The sequence below is a fragment of the Luteolibacter sp. genome, from assembly GCF_039920825.1.
Classification (GTDB): domain Bacteria; phylum Verrucomicrobiota; class Verrucomicrobiia; order Verrucomicrobiales; family Akkermansiaceae; genus Luteolibacter.
Genome location: NZ_JBDSCX010000008.1, coordinates 21,367 through 34,091, shown reverse-complemented (window position 1 = coordinate 34,091; position 12,725 = coordinate 21,367). Strand labels below are relative to the sequence as shown.

The 12,725-nt window shown below is 58.7% G+C and carries 14 protein-coding genes; 8 read left to right on the top strand and 6 right to left on the bottom strand.

Annotated elements, in window-relative coordinates; all coding sequences use genetic code 11:
• Positions 1–373: 373 nt before the first annotated feature.
• Together lysS and yjjJ are read left to right on the top strand one after the other, a co-directional pair.
• Complete coding sequence (gene lysS, locus ABIQ96_RS01335) at positions 374–1,852, top strand: lysine--tRNA ligase (RefSeq protein WP_348212730.1); 1,479 nt, start codon at positions 374–376, stop codon at positions 1,850–1,852.
• 107 nt (positions 1,853–1,959) lie between these two features.
• Positions 1,960–3,354: a type II toxin-antitoxin system HipA family toxin YjjJ gene (yjjJ, locus tag ABIQ96_RS01330; RefSeq protein WP_348212729.1), complete on the top strand. Its 1,395-nt coding sequence runs from the start codon at positions 1,960–1,962 to the stop codon at positions 3,352–3,354.
• Positions 3,355–3,371: 17 nt separating this feature from the next.
• Here the strand turns inward: yjjJ and ABIQ96_RS01325 are convergent, their stop codons facing one another.
• Positions 3,372–4,307 (bottom strand): prolyl oligopeptidase family serine peptidase, encoded by a 936-nt coding sequence (locus tag ABIQ96_RS01325; RefSeq protein WP_348212728.1) that lies wholly within the window; start codon positions 4,305–4,307, stop codon positions 3,372–3,374.
• Between the two features lie 234 nt (positions 4,308–4,541).
• Here ABIQ96_RS01325 and rplU point away from each other — a divergent pair, with 234 nt between their 5' ends.
• From rplU to ABIQ96_RS01310, 3 genes are all read left to right on the top strand, one after another.
• Positions 4,542–4,853: a 50S ribosomal protein L21 gene (rplU, locus tag ABIQ96_RS01320; protein ID WP_348212727.1), complete on the top strand. Its 312-nt coding sequence runs from the start codon at positions 4,542–4,544 to the stop codon at positions 4,851–4,853.
• A gap of 28 nt (positions 4,854–4,881) precedes the next feature.
• The gene (gene rpmA, locus ABIQ96_RS01315) at positions 4,882–5,151 is read left to right on the top strand and encodes a 50S ribosomal protein L27 (RefSeq protein WP_348212726.1); all 270 of its coding nucleotides are present in this window, start codon (positions 4,882–4,884) and stop codon (positions 5,149–5,151) included.
• A 135-nt stretch (positions 5,152–5,286) separates the two neighbouring features.
• The gene (locus ABIQ96_RS01310) at positions 5,287–6,237 is read left to right on the top strand and encodes an endonuclease/exonuclease/phosphatase family protein (RefSeq protein ID WP_348212725.1); all 951 of its coding nucleotides are present in this window, start codon (positions 5,287–5,289) and stop codon (positions 6,235–6,237) included.
• Here the strand turns inward: ABIQ96_RS01310 and ABIQ96_RS01305 are convergent.
• Positions 6,226–7,095 (bottom strand): NAD(P)-dependent oxidoreductase, encoded by an 870-nt coding sequence (locus tag ABIQ96_RS01305; RefSeq protein WP_348212724.1) that lies wholly within the window; start codon positions 7,093–7,095, stop codon positions 6,226–6,228. The two genes, ABIQ96_RS01310 and ABIQ96_RS01305, sit on opposite strands and share 12 nt — an antisense overlap.
• Before the next feature lie 18 nt (positions 7,096–7,113).
• Positions 7,114–7,437, bottom strand: a complete 324-nt coding sequence (locus ABIQ96_RS01300; protein WP_348212723.1) for a hypothetical protein — start codon at positions 7,435–7,437, stop codon at positions 7,114–7,116.
• 105 nt (positions 7,438–7,542) lie between these two features.
• Here ABIQ96_RS01300 and ABIQ96_RS01295 point away from each other — a divergent pair, with 105 nt between their 5' ends.
• Together ABIQ96_RS01295 and ruvX are read left to right on the top strand one after the other, a co-directional pair.
• Positions 7,543–8,625 carry a sugar phosphate nucleotidyltransferase gene (locus ABIQ96_RS01295; protein ID WP_348212722.1) on the top strand — a complete coding sequence of 361 codons (1,083 nt, stop codon included), beginning with the start codon at positions 7,543–7,545 and terminating at the stop codon, positions 8,623–8,625.
• A 148-nt stretch (positions 8,626–8,773) separates the two neighbouring features.
• Complete coding sequence (ruvX, locus tag ABIQ96_RS01290) at positions 8,774–9,205, top strand: Holliday junction resolvase RuvX (RefSeq protein ID WP_348212721.1); 432 nt, start codon at positions 8,774–8,776, stop codon at positions 9,203–9,205.
• A 63-nt stretch (positions 9,206–9,268) separates the two neighbouring features.
• On the opposite strand, the gene ABIQ96_RS01285 is transcribed toward ruvX, so the two are convergent.
• From ABIQ96_RS01285 to ABIQ96_RS01275, 3 genes are all read right to left on the bottom strand, one after another.
• On the bottom strand, positions 9,269–9,817 hold the full coding sequence (locus tag ABIQ96_RS01285) for a hypothetical protein (RefSeq protein WP_348212720.1): 549 nt from the start codon (positions 9,815–9,817) through the stop codon (positions 9,269–9,271).
• A 94-nt stretch (positions 9,818–9,911) separates the two neighbouring features.
• Positions 9,912–10,415 carry a hypothetical protein gene (locus ABIQ96_RS01280; protein WP_348212719.1) on the bottom strand — a complete coding sequence of 168 codons (504 nt, stop codon included), beginning with the start codon at positions 10,413–10,415 and terminating at the stop codon, positions 9,912–9,914.
• 78 nt (positions 10,416–10,493) lie between these two features.
• Positions 10,494–11,630 carry a PatB family C-S lyase gene (locus tag ABIQ96_RS01275; protein ID WP_348212718.1) on the bottom strand — a complete coding sequence of 379 codons (1,137 nt, stop codon included), beginning with the start codon at positions 11,628–11,630 and terminating at the stop codon, positions 10,494–10,496.
• A gap of 133 nt (positions 11,631–11,763) precedes the next feature.
• Between ABIQ96_RS01275 and ABIQ96_RS01270 the strand changes: the two genes are divergently transcribed.
• Entirely contained in the window at positions 11,764–12,720 is a 957-nt protein-coding gene (locus ABIQ96_RS01270) for an MBL fold metallo-hydrolase (RefSeq protein ID WP_348212717.1), read from the top strand.
• The last annotated feature ends 5 nt before the right edge of the window (positions 12,721–12,725 follow it).

Below are 12,725 nucleotides of genomic sequence, written 5' to 3'. Positions count from 1 at the left end.
TGGAACCTAGGGGGGGGAAGTTTCCGCAGCTCATTGATGCATACTGAAACTCTTCATAAGTCGTTGATCAATAATAATGAACGAAGGATGGATTGGATATGAACATTTGAGGAAATCTTTGTTTATTTGATAGAAAGGCTAAGATTGAAATTTTGGTTCTCCAAATGACTCGCCCGCCAACCCTTGTATTTGTTGGACTTTGTGGGAGCAAAGAAGCTGAAAAATGCCCATGAAATAAGGAAGTCAGTGGCTTTCCTGCGGTGAAATCGCGGTTTTCCTCTGCAAAATTATTTTTCCTGAAAATCAGATTTCTCGCCCGGATTCCGTTTCAACTCTTGCGGGTCACCCGCCTGCCGCCTAATCCGGTCGCGACATGAGTGAAGCCGTCACACCGCAGCAGCCACAGAATACCGAAGCAGAACTGATCGCCGTCCGCCGCGAGAAACTCGGAAAACTCCGCGAACTCGGTGTGGATCCGTACGGCGCGCGCTTCGATGTCTCGATCACTCCGGCCGATCTCCGTGCGAATTTCGAAGAAGGCAGGCAGGTGAAAGTCGCCGGTCGCATCACCGCCTTGCGCGATATGGGCAAGTCGTGCTTTTTCCTGCTCGCCGACGTCCTCGGCTCGATTCAAGGCTATGTCTCGATCAAAAATCTCGGCGAAACCGAAGCAGCCATCTGGAAGTGCCTCGACCGCGGCGACTGGATCGGCATCGAGGGCGAAACGTTTCTAACGAAGACCGGCGAGCCGACCGTCAAGCTTGAGAAATTCACCGTGCTCTCCAAGTCGCTCCGCCCGATGCCCGACAAGTGGCACGGCCTCGCCGATCGCGAGCAAAAGTACCGCAAGCGCCACCTCGACCTGATGGGCAATGCCGACAGCGCCGCGATTTTCGTGAAGCGCTCGCTGATGATCGCCGAGATCCGCCGGTTCCTCCAGGACCGCGGGTTCCTCGAAGTGGAAACGCCGATGCTGCACGACATCGCCGGCGGTGCAGCGGCACGTCCGTTCGAGACCTATCACAATGCGCTCGGCATGCCGCTCACGCTGCGCATCGCGCCGGAGCTTTTCCTCAAGCGCCTGTTAGTCGGTGGCTTCACCAAGATTTTCGAACTCAACCGCAGCTTCCGCAACGAAGGCATCTCGCGGCGTCACAATCCGGAATTCACGATGTTGGAAGCCTACTGGGCGTTCTCCGACTTCGAGCAAATGGCCGACATGGTCGAGGAACTCACCTGCCATCTAGCGGAAAAATTCTGCGGCGGACTGAACATCGAGCACAAGGATGAGGACGGCAACGTCACCCGCACCATCAACCTCACCCGGCCTTGGAAGCGAGAGAGCTACCACACGCTCATCGCCGGAGCTGCCGGAGATGACTTCTTCACCATCGACGCCGTCGGACGCCGCGAACGTTGTGAGAAACTCGGCGTGCAGATTTCCGAAAACATGGAAGACCACGAAGTCATCCAACAGGTCTTCGAAAAGCTCGTTGAGGAGAAAACCTTCGATCCCTGCTTCGTCACCCGCGTTTCCAGCGAACTCGTCCCGCTCGCCAAAGTTAGCCCCGGCGGCAAGACGGTGGAAGTTTACGAACTCATCATCAACGGCCAGGAAATTTCCCCCGGCTACTCCGAGCTCAACGACCCCGAAGTCCAACGCGAACGCCTCGAAGCTCAATCCGGCGAGGAAACCCAAAAGGTGGACTACGACTTCATCGAAACCCTCGAATGCGGCATGCCCCCCGCTGGCGGCATTGGCATCGGCCTCGACCGCCTTTGCATGATGCTGACAGGTGCTCCGACTATCCGTGACGTGGTGCTCTTCCCGCTGCTGAAGCGGAAGGATTGATGTTTTTTTGATGTATAATGATTTGGTTGATCAGAGTTTTCCTTGATTGAAATCAAGGAAAACGATTATTGCATCGTTTAATTTACGATGCATAATAAGTGCATCGAATGGCCCGTCCCGCACAAATCACCCGCGAAAACCTCTCCCCGTTGATCCGGGCGAGGGGGCCGATTTCGGCGACGGAGCTGGGGGCTTTGCTGCGCGTGAACCGCACGACCATCGTCCGCACGTTGCCGGATTTCGGAGATGAATTGGTGACTTTGGGTGCGACGCGGAGCACTCGCTATTTGCTGCGCCGGGGAGTTCGGAATATCGGGAACCGTTGGCCGGTGTATCATATCGATGCGGCGGGAAGGGCGGTCGAGTGGGCGGAGCTGGAGGCGTTGCACGAGCGGTTGTGGCGGATCACCTGGACCGGGACTCCGCCGGAATGGGCGGGTCTTTTCACCGAGGGAAACGGATTGTGGAGCGGGTTTCCGTTTTTTCTAGGGGATGCCCGGCCGCAGGGATTTCTCGGAAGAGCCATCGCCAGCAGGATTTCAAGGGCGTTGCAACTTCCTGATGATCCGCGGTTGTGGAGTGACGAGGAAATTTTGGTTTATCTTCAGGCGGCGGGCGAGGATTTGCCGGGAAACCAGGTGGTGGGTAACGATTGCTTGCGCCGGGCTTTGGCGAGATCTGCGGATTTACCGGGCGGGAACGTGATTTCGGAAACCGAGCGGGAAACGTTTTATCCCGCACAGGCCGTTGAGATCGCGCAGAGTCTTCCCGGTTCGTCGGCGGGCGGAGAGCAACCGAAGTTTCTCGTCACGCTGCGGAATGATAGCGGGGGATTTCAACCGGTGCTGGTGAAGTTTTCCGCTCCGATGGATCAACCGACCGGCCAGCGCTGGGCGGACCTGCTGCTTTGCGAATTTCACGCCCATCAGATTTTGGCGGAGGCGGGTTTGGCGAATCCCGGGGCCCAGCTGCTGGATGCGGGTGGCCGTCGTTTTCTCGAAATCCCGCGCTTCGACCGGATCGGGCCGGGCGGGCGACGGGGTGTGGTTTCGCTGGAGGCGCTGGCTTCATCTTTGATCGGATCCTTGTCGCGGGACTGGATCGAGGCGACCTCGGAGTTTCATCGGCGCGGGCTGGTGGATAGCGGAAATCTAGCAGCGATCCGGCGGCTGCACGCTTTCGGCGAACTGATCGGAAACACCGACATGCATTTCGGAAATCTCGCGTTTTTCCTCGAGGAGTCGCTGCCGTTCCAAGTCACGCCCGCCTACGACATGCTACCGATGCTCTGGTCGCCGGGGAGCCAGGGCGAAATCATCGAACGGAATTTTGCCCCCGCGCCACCCTTGCCCGCGATGACTGAACCTTGGCGTGAAGCGGCGGGCTGGGCGGAAAATTTCTGGGACCGGTTGGCCGGTGATTCGAGACTCTCACGGGAGTTCGCGCGTATTTCTCAAGATGCCGTAGCAACGATTCGGCAACTGCGTCGGCACGTCGGGTAATGAAGATATTACCAATCTCACTTCTTCACTCCCTGCGCGAACAGCCAGTCGTGCGTTGCTTCGTCGTCGAAGACCTTGCCGACGACGCCGTGACCGCCGGTGGGGTATTCGGTGTATTTGCATTCCTTCGAGTGCTCCAGAGCTTTGGCGAGTTCGCGCGATGACTTCACGTCCACAATGTTGTCGTCCGCCGCATGGAACAACCAGAGGGGGACTTTTTTGAAACTGCTCGCCGTATCCGGACCGGTGCAACCGGCGACGGCCACGCCTGCGGCGAAAAGGCGCGGCTCAGTGTTGATTAGATGACAAGTGCCGAAGCCGCCCATCGAGTGGCCGATGATATAGATGCGGTTTTTGTCGATGGGCAGGGACTTGATGAGCTCCTTCACCAGATCCACCGTCTGCACGCCGGGTTTGTCATTCCAGCCGGACCCGGTCCCACCGAACGGCTGATAGGCGAGTGGAGCGACGATGAAACACGGATTCTTTGAGTAGCGGGCGGAAGTGGTGAAAGTTTTCATCCAGCCAGCGACCTGTTTGCCGTTTTCGTTGTTCGTACTTTTGCCATGCAGGGCGAGGATCAGAGGATAGGTTTTCTCGGCGCTGAGATCCTTCGAAGCATAAAACGAGAATGGCAGTCCGTCGCGCTCGGACAGGGCCCAATCGCCGGTGATCAATTTCGCGAACGGCCCTTCGATCGCCTTGGGAGCTGCGGCGGGTTTCACGGGTTGCTCTTTTAGCCACGCCTGATCCGCCGCGGACAAACGGGCGAGCGGCAGGGTGAAAACCTGGCCGTCGGTCGCGCGCTTGAGTTTCACCTGTCCTCCTTCCGATGAAACGAGTTCCGCATCGAGTTTTTTGCCATCCGTTGAAATCCATTCACGTGCCCCGGCATTCGGAATGAGGGTGAATGTCAACAGGCTTATTCCAATGGCCAAATCGCGGACTTTCATGGATCGGGTTGCTAGCAAAGTGAGGTAAAATTGGCAAACTCCATCGGCAACTCGGGCGGGAAATGCGGATTTTTCCCTGTATTGAAGGGTGATTTATGCCCTCATTCTTCCGAAAGCCTCGCCGCTCCGACGAAAACTCGGATTGCCACGAAAAAAACCTTGCGCGGGTGGGTGCTCCGTGGTGTTCTCCCCGCCCGCCCACAGGGGTGGACCAACTTTTATTCCCATACGGCCATGGCCTACGCAGTGATCAAAACCGGCGGTAAACAATACCGCATCCAAGAAGGCGACAAATTCGACGTCGAGAAGCTCGACGCTGAAGTCGATTCAGAAATCAAGTTTGACGTTTTGCTCGTCGGCGAAGGGGATTCCGTGAAAATCGGCGCTCCACTCGTTGATGGCGCTTCCGTCACGGCGAAGGTGATCAACCAATACCGCGGACCCAAGGGCGTTGCCTTCAAGTTCAAGCGCCGTAAAGGTTTCCACAAGAAAATCGGCTTCCGCCGTGCACTGACCACGCTCGAGATCACCTCGATCGCAGGCTAATCCGCTAACCACCCACTTACCTACTTTTATGGCCCATAAAAAAGGACAAGGCTCCGTCAAGAACGGCCGCGATTCCCGCAGCAAGCGTCTCGGCGTGAAAAAATTCGGCAGCCAAGCCGTCATCGCAGGCAACATCCTCATCCGTCAGCGCGGCACGAAAGTGCATCCTGGTCTCGGAGTCGGCATCGGTCGCGACCACACGCTCTTCGCCCTCGTCGATGGCCGCGTGTTCTTCGACAAGGAAGGCCGCCGCGTCAACGTCGTGACTCCGGCTCCTGCCGCAGTCGCTGCGAACTGAGCGATTCCCAATTTCACTGAAAAGGCCGCTTCCTCACCGGAAGCGGCCTTTTTTGTTGCGATGAATGGAGCGCTGACTTTAGTCGGCATGTATCTGTCAAATCCATCCGATCGAAGTTAGCGCCCTGTGATAACCATGAAGTTCCGACTCCTTTCGCTCAGCCTGTTGGTCGCGCTTTCCTCACTCGGTAGTTGCCAACGAAGCCGCGCCGTGGGGCCGCCCAAAGCTGTGGCAGTTAGATCGGACGGAGCCATCGAGCTGAATCTGATGAGCTTCAACGTCCGCTATGAAAATCCGGGCGACCTGGATGACCATGCATGGCGGCAGCGGGTGACGGGAGCGGTGCGCATGATCCGCCGTGAGGCTCCGGACATCATCGGCGTGCAGGAAGCGCTGCACGGGCAGGCGGCGGATTTATGGGCATCCCTGCCGGACTACGAGTTTTTTGGTATCGGTCGTGACGACGGGTTGCGCGCAGGGGAATACTCCGGGATTTTCTATCGGAAGGAACGCTTCAAGCCGGACCCCGACGACCACGGGACATTCTGGTTGTCAGACACTCCGGCTGTCGTGGGTTCGCGCACCTGGGGAAATGAAATTCCACGAGTTGCGGCATGGATCCGGCTGATAGACCTTTCCACCATGCGCGGTTTTTACGTGTTCAACACCCACTGGGATCATCGCAATCAGGAATCCCGCGAACGGGCGGCATTGCTGATCGCGCAAAGGATCGATACACGGAAACAGGTGGATGAACCGGTCACTTTGATCGGCGATTTCAACTCACTCCTGTCGAATCCCGGGATTGTCTATCTGACCGGAAAATCGGGCGTTGTCGCCGGCAGCAAGCAATCCTGGTCCAACGGGCTTTCGGATGCCTATCAGACCCTACATTCCAACGAGAAAAACCACAGCACCACCCTGCATTTCTGGAAAGGCAGCCGGGAAGGGGAAGTGAAAATCGATCACATCCTCGTCAGCCGTGGAGCGAAAATCGAAGCGGCGGAAATCGTTTCTGACGACAAGCCGGTGGTGTCCGACCACTTTCCCGTCACCGCGCGGATTTTGTTTCCTCTAACGAAGTAAGCTCCGCTGCCGGACGTGTTCCGCGAGCGCTTCCCGCCACGGACGCGGCGGATGTCCGAGAATTTCCGTCAGGCGGTGTGTCGCCAGCGAGGAATGGCGCGGACGAGCTGCGCGGAACGATGCCATTTCCGACAGCTTCTGACGCTCGACTGACGGGATCGCGGAAAGCAACCCGATGGATTTCATTTCCTCCACGACGGCGATTGCCATGTCATGCCAGCTCACCGGTTCACCCGAATTGCAGGCATGGATGATGCCCGTGGTTTTGCGATCTATCAGGCAATCGAGCCACTCGGCCAAATCGGTCGTTAGAACGGGAAGTGAGAATTTGTCGGCGACGGCGGCAATCGGCCGGCCCGCCAGTGCGTCATCGAACACCCGATCAACGAAGGACGATTTTTCCGGTCCATAAACCCACGAAACGCGGATCACGCAGTTTCCCGGACGGGCGAGAATCTTCCGCTCACCGGCCAGTTTGCTGCGGCCGTAAACGCTGATCGGTTCCGGAGTTTCATCCTCGTTGAAAAGTCGCGGTGTGTCGCTGTTGAAGACGTAGTCCGTGCTGAAGTGGAAAACCGGCACGCCTCGGGACTGCGCCCAATCCGCGATTTCCGCAGGAGCCTCGGCGTTGACCCGCATTGCCATAGCAGGATCGTCCTCACAGTCTTCCAGTGAAGTGATGCCCGCCGGATTGATTAGAACGTCGCACTCCAGTTTCTCCAATGCAGCGGCAAGCGATTTCCGATCCGCCAGATCGCATCGACTGCGGGGCAGGGGAATGACCTCGTGCTTCGCCGCGAGATGATTCGCCAGTGCGGCACCCACCCGGCCGGTCGTCCCTGTCACCGAAATGCGCATCGGCTCCGGGCGGAAATTTCAGATCAACCCCTGTTCACGGAGCTCGTCCTCCACGCTTCCGTAATCCGGTGCGACGATTCCGGCATCTCGGATGCGCTGGATATTCCGCTTCACTCCGAACTTGCTGCGTGGACCTGTCACTAGGCCGGTCACTCCGCCGACGACGAAGGGCAGCAGCGCCGCGACGCCCAAGGCACCCAGGCCGATCCCCACTCCGCGCCGTGCTCCGCGGTGCATCAAATCCCCGAGCAGCAGGCCGGCGGCGGCTCCAAGCAATGCGGGGGCGGTCAGGGCACTGGTTTCAATCCATGCCGGCGTCGTGTCGGAATACTCGTCTGCCATGAACGGGTTTTAGGCCTTTCCTCCCCTAACGACAACACTGGAAAATGAAAATGTTGCAGATTCCCGCTTTTCGCGCCGGGGGATCTCGGTAAGGCTCCCGCCCTCATGCCAGCCCTTGAAAACACCTACGCCCTGATCCTCGCCGGAGGCTCGGGAACCCGATTCTGGCCGCTGAGCCGCAACGCCAAACCCAAGCAGCTCCTCGACTTGTTCGGAAATGGCACCCTCCTCGAACAGACCATCCAGCGTCTCGAAGGACTCGTCCCGCTCGAAAACATCCTCATCCTCACCAACGCCCAACAGGTTGATGCCGTCCGCGCCATTGCCACCATGCTGCCTCCAGGAAATGTCTACGCCGAGCCCGCCAAACGCGACACCGCCCCCGCAGTTGCACTCGGCATCGGCCTCGTCGCCGCCCGGAATCCCGATGCCGTCATGATGGTCCTGCCCTCCGACCAACTCATTCAGGACACCGCCGCCTATCAGGCCGTCATGCGTGACGCCCTGACCACTGCGAAAAAAACCAACGGCCTCGTCACCATCGGCATCCGTCCCACTTGGGCCTGCCCGTCTTACGGCTACATCGAGCGCGGCGAACCTGCCTCGATCGACGGGCTCCACTGCGAACACCCGCCCGTTGAGGTGAAGCGCTTCCGCGAAAAACCCAATGCCGAACTTGCCGCGCAGTTTCTCGAACAAGGCCACTTCACTTGGAATGCCGGCATGTTCGTCTGGTCCCTTCCCGTGGTCATCGAGCAGCTCGCCAGCCATGCCCCCCAGCTCGCCGGCTTTATCTCCGAGCTCCGTCACTCCCACGACATCGACGCCACCGTCGCCGCCCAATTCCCCACGCTCACCCCCATTTCCATCGACTACGCGCTCATGGAAAAAGCCCGGCGTGTCCTTAACATCGAGGCCACCTTCGACTGGGACGACGTCGGTTCCTGGATCTCCATCGCCAAGTATCTCGAAAAAGACAGCGATGAAAACCGCACCAACGAGCCCATCTCCCAGATCGAATCGGAAAACAACATCGTCTTCAACGCCCGTCCCGGCACCCGCATCGCTCTGTTAGGCGTCGATGATCTCATCGTCGTTCAAACAGGCGACGCCCTGCTCATCGCCAACCGTCACCAGGCGGACGCCATCAAGAGACTCTCCGACCTCCTTCCGCCCGAGCTGCTCTGAAAAAATTGGAGCGCGGAATTTTTATTCCGCGCGCATGGGAGGGGCTCGGGTTCAGGGACTAGGGACCGGTAAAGACTTCGCTTCGCATCTTCCTCTTCACTCTCTACCAGACTCTAACTGCTGGCCCCCAGCCCCTCAGTTTCTCCACGTGAGATCCCAGGATTCCAACTCCCCGCACCCCGCCCTCGGCATCGATCACGGTGACGCCCGCATCGGCATCGCCGCGACCGATGACTTCGGCATCCTCGCGCATCCCGTAGAGACCATCGATGTCGCCAGGACCGACGCCATCGAGCGCATCGCCTTGTTAGCCGCGATGCGGAAAATCCAAACTCTCGTTGTAGGTCTGCCGATCCGCATGGATGGCACCGAGGGAAACTCCGCGGCCAAGGTCCGCGCCTTCGCCGGCAAACTCCGCGAGCGCCTTCCCGCGCTTCCGCTCATCTTCGTCGATGAAACGCTGACCACCTCAACCGCCGCCGGCAAACTCCGCGAAGCCGGCCGCAAGGCGAAACAGCAAAAATCCATCATCGATCAAGCCGCCGCCGTCGAGATCCTCAACGCTTGGATGGAGAATTAGGAGACAGTGAGGAGCAGAAAAAACGACAGTGTGGTCGTTGCTCTTGGACTTATATGCTCACGTTCAAGGCTTCGGGACTTTGCGCGGTTTTGGGTTGACTGGGCCCTTCTTCTTGGCTGGCGGCACGACTTCCTTAAGCAAAGTCGCGTAATGATCGCTACTAACCGCTTTGCCAATTTTGACCGTCCCTTGCGAGCAGGTGACCTGCCACTCCTCGAGGGTCTCCTCGAACTTGCGGTTGCGCCATTCGATTTCACGGAGCTCGATTTTGCCGAGTTCGAGTGTGAGTCTCTCGTTCGGCTTCATGGCGGGAACCTTCATCGTGCCGAGCGATTCCTTAACGACCTTTTCATTCGCGTCTCCGGCACGGGTGACAAGTGCGTCTCCGGCAAGTTCGGACTCGGCGACGAGGGCGGAAGTGGCGTTCACGATCTCAACACGCAGGGTCAGGGTTTTCTGCCGGGAACTGCCCTGTTTGCCGCGCAGGTCGTGATCGGTATCAAGAATCTGCTGCTTCACGGTGAGCGTGACGGCGGGCTTGGCTGGTTCGGCGGCGCGGAGATTCGAAAGGCCGCACAGCCCGGCGGCAAGGAAGAGGGCGAGGGTTTTCATGATGGGGGGGAAACCCCCGGCGCCAGGATTCGTTGCGGTGATGTTCCCAAGGCGCGGCGATCCGTGAACCGAGACAAGCCGCTCTCCCTTGCGGCTATTGGTCTTTCGGCACTTTTTTCTTCAGCACAAGATGAGCCGCAAGTGCGGCCCGATCATCAGGCCGAACTTCCATCCCCGCGTAGTATTGCTCCAATTCGATCGCTTTGGTTTCATAGCCGTCTGCGACCACAGTGATCGCCCCGATGATTTGAAGCTTCGGCTTATCGGAGGCCGAGTTGTCAATGCCACAAGAGCAATACAACGTGATATGCCCGGCTTCGTCAGTGGAGGAATTCTTCGTGTTTTTGACGTCCTCTTCGGTATAGCCATCGGGTTCGATCCGTTTGATTGCGGCTATCGCCCCTTTTACGGGTTCATTCTGCTCGTTAGTGACTGTAACCACGATGGGGACCCGTGGCCTTATCACATCCGATCCGCATACGAGTTGTCCATCGACCACTCTGATCGTGAATGAACTGTCGTGGTCGGGGTCGAGTTGATATTCGACTTCCGAGCGCACGGACAGCAAGGAAAGTAAAAGCAGTGGGATCGCTTTCATAACCTCTGACATGTTGTCTTTCGAAACCTCGAGTGCAATTTTAAACGATGAGTTGGTTTCTGTCGGCTGATAAGCGACTTAAAGCGCGCCTACGATCTTCTCCAGCCCCTCCAACATCCGTGCCCGTGGGCAACCGAAGTTGAAGCGGATCCAGCCGGGCCAGCCGAAGTAAGAGCCTTCCGATAGAAAGAGTCCTGCTTTTTCCTCGAAGTGTTGGGCAGGATGCTTGACTCCCATCTTGCGCGCGTCAATCCAGGCGAGATAAGTGGCTTCGCCGGGAGCAACGGACAGGCGTGGGCAACGCGTGTTGATGAACTCGACAAGGGTGTCGCGGTTGGATTTCAGATAGGCCATCAGCTCCAACCGCCATGGCTCGCCGTGGCGGTAGGCAGCCTCGGCGGCGTAGTAGGAGAGGGCGTTGATCTCGCTGAGCGTGTGACCGCGGACTCCGGCGAACTTGCGGCGGATGGTGTCGTCGGGGATAACGGCGAAGGCGTAACCCAGCCCGGCGATGTTCCAGGTTTTGCTGGGAGAAAGCAGCGCGATGGTGTGCTTTGCGAGGTTTTCCGGGAGATTGACTGCCGAGAAATGGGGCGTGGCGGATTCGTCGAAGATGAGGTCGCAATGGATCTCATCCGAAACGAGGACCAGGTCGTGCGCCTCGCAGAATTCCGCGAGCCGGGTGACTTCCGCCGCGGTGAACACACGACCTAACGGATTCTGCGGATTGCAGAGCAGAAAGATCTTTGTCTCGGCTGTGACGGAGTTTTCCATGGCTTCCCAATCGAAGGCCCACTGTCCGTCGGTCAGAACGTGATCCACAGTGATGAGATCGACATGGGCATCGTGATGGACGCCGATGAACGGCGGATAGACGGGCGTGCAGGTCATCACCGCGTCGCCGGACTTGCAGAAAGCACGGGCGGAAAGGGAAAGCGCGGGAACGAGCCCGCCGAGGTGGATGATGTGGTCCAATGGTACGGTCGCGCCGCGGCGGTCGCGCAGATAGTCGATGACGGCTTCGTTCAACCCTGCATGTGGCTGGGCGTAGCCGAAAATGCCGTGGTCCACGCGCTTGTGCAGCGCTTCCAGTATCACCGGCGCGGAGGCGAAATCCATGTCCGCGACCCAGAACGGATCGAGCTCGGGCCGGCGGTCATACTTGATGCAGCCGGTGCCACGACGGGGGATCAGGGTGTCGAAATCGAAGTTCATGCGCGGACTTCTCGCCGCTGATGGCGGAAGATTCAAGCGCGGGGTTTTGTGGTTCTTTTCCAAAGGTGAGAGGTGGACCTTGATTTTTTCATGTGCGCTCGAGCCCATCGTGGGTTCCACTTCTCGACAGACGATGAGCCTTTTTCGAAATCCGTGGCCACATGACGAGCATGGCTTCCTCGACATCCTGCGGTGGAAACTGAAATGGGGTCCGCAGGAAACTCCCGAGCTGCCGGATGCCCCGGATTCACCGGCGGAGCGGCGGGTGGTGGCGTCGGCTGAGATCGCGACTCCGCCACAAGTCGGCTGGCGGGTGACTTGGATCGGCCATGCTTCCTTTCTGCTGCAAGGCGGTGGCCGGTCGCTGCTGATTGATCCGGTGTTCTCTGAATTCTGCGCGCCCCTGCCGCTCCCGGGACTGCGGCGGATGGTGGCCACGCCGTTCGCCATTTCCGAGTTGCCGAAAATCGACGCGATCTTGCTGACCCACGGGCACTACGATCATCTCGATCTGCCAACGCTGCGGGAAATCGGCAGGCACACTCCCATCGTCATCGCTGAAGGCCATGCGGCATGGCTAACAGGAAATGGCTTTTCCGATGTCACCGAACTCGCATGGAACGAGCGGCGGGAGATTTTTTCAGGCATCAATCTAACATCAACTCCGGCGCAACACTTCACAGCGAGAACCCCATGGGACCGGAACCACGGCCACTGGTGCGGCTGGCTGTTGGAAGGCCTCGGCTGCAAGCTCTGGCACGCAGGCGACAGCGGGTATTGTCCGGCATTTTCGGAAATCGGCGAACGCCACGGACCCATCGACTTCGGGATGATCCCCATCGGCGCCTACCTTCCGCGGCGGATCATGCGGGCGATGCACATGAAGCCCGAGGAAGCGGTGCGGGCGTTTCTGGAAAGCCAATGCCGCCGCGCGGTGGCGATGCATTGGGGGACGTTCCGGCTCACCGATGAACCCGCCGGGGAACCGCCGATTTTGTTAAGCCGCGCTTTGCGCGAACACGGCGTTCCGGCCGGATGTTTCGAGGTCGCCGCTGTCGGCACGCAATGGGAGATCCTGGCGGAAAGTTAGACCGA

Excerpts from the sequence above, each read along its gene's own strand:
- ABIQ96_RS01285 (WP_348212720.1), bottom strand. The coding sequence starts at position 9,817 with ATGAAAACCCTCGCCCTCTTCCTTGCCGCCGGGCTGTGCGGCCTTTCG.
- ABIQ96_RS01275 (WP_348212718.1), bottom strand. The coding sequence starts at position 11,630 with ATGAACTTCGATTTCGACACCCTGATCCCCCGTCGTGGCACCGGCTGC.
- rplU (WP_348212727.1), top strand. The coding sequence starts at position 4,542 with ATGGCCTACGCAGTGATCAAAACCGGCGGTAAACAATACCGCATCCAA.
- ABIQ96_RS01325 (WP_348212728.1), bottom strand. The coding sequence starts at position 4,307 with ATGAAAGTCCGCGATTTGGCCATTGGAATAAGCCTGTTGACATTCACC.
- ABIQ96_RS01300 (WP_348212723.1), bottom strand. The coding sequence starts at position 7,437 with ATGGCAGACGAGTATTCCGACACGACGCCGGCATGGATTGAAACCAGT.
- yjjJ (WP_348212729.1), top strand. The coding sequence starts at position 1,960 with ATGGCCCGTCCCGCACAAATCACCCGCGAAAACCTCTCCCCGTTGATC.
- lysS (WP_348212730.1), top strand. The coding sequence starts at position 374 with ATGAGTGAAGCCGTCACACCGCAGCAGCCACAGAATACCGAAGCAGAA.
- ABIQ96_RS01305 (WP_348212724.1), bottom strand. The coding sequence starts at position 7,095 with ATGCGCATTTCGGTGACAGGGACGACCGGCCGGGTGGGTGCCGCACTG.
- ABIQ96_RS01295 (WP_348212722.1), top strand. The coding sequence starts at position 7,543 with ATGCCAGCCCTTGAAAACACCTACGCCCTGATCCTCGCCGGAGGCTCG.
- ABIQ96_RS01310 (WP_348212725.1), top strand. The coding sequence starts at position 5,287 with ATGAAGTTCCGACTCCTTTCGCTCAGCCTGTTGGTCGCGCTTTCCTCA.
- rpmA (WP_348212726.1), top strand. The coding sequence starts at position 4,882 with ATGGCCCATAAAAAAGGACAAGGCTCCGTCAAGAACGGCCGCGATTCC.
- ABIQ96_RS01270 (WP_348212717.1), top strand. The coding sequence starts at position 11,764 with ATGAGCCTTTTTCGAAATCCGTGGCCACATGACGAGCATGGCTTCCTC.
- ABIQ96_RS01280 (WP_348212719.1), bottom strand. The coding sequence starts at position 10,415 with ATGAAAGCGATCCCACTGCTTTTACTTTCCTTGCTGTCCGTGCGCTCG.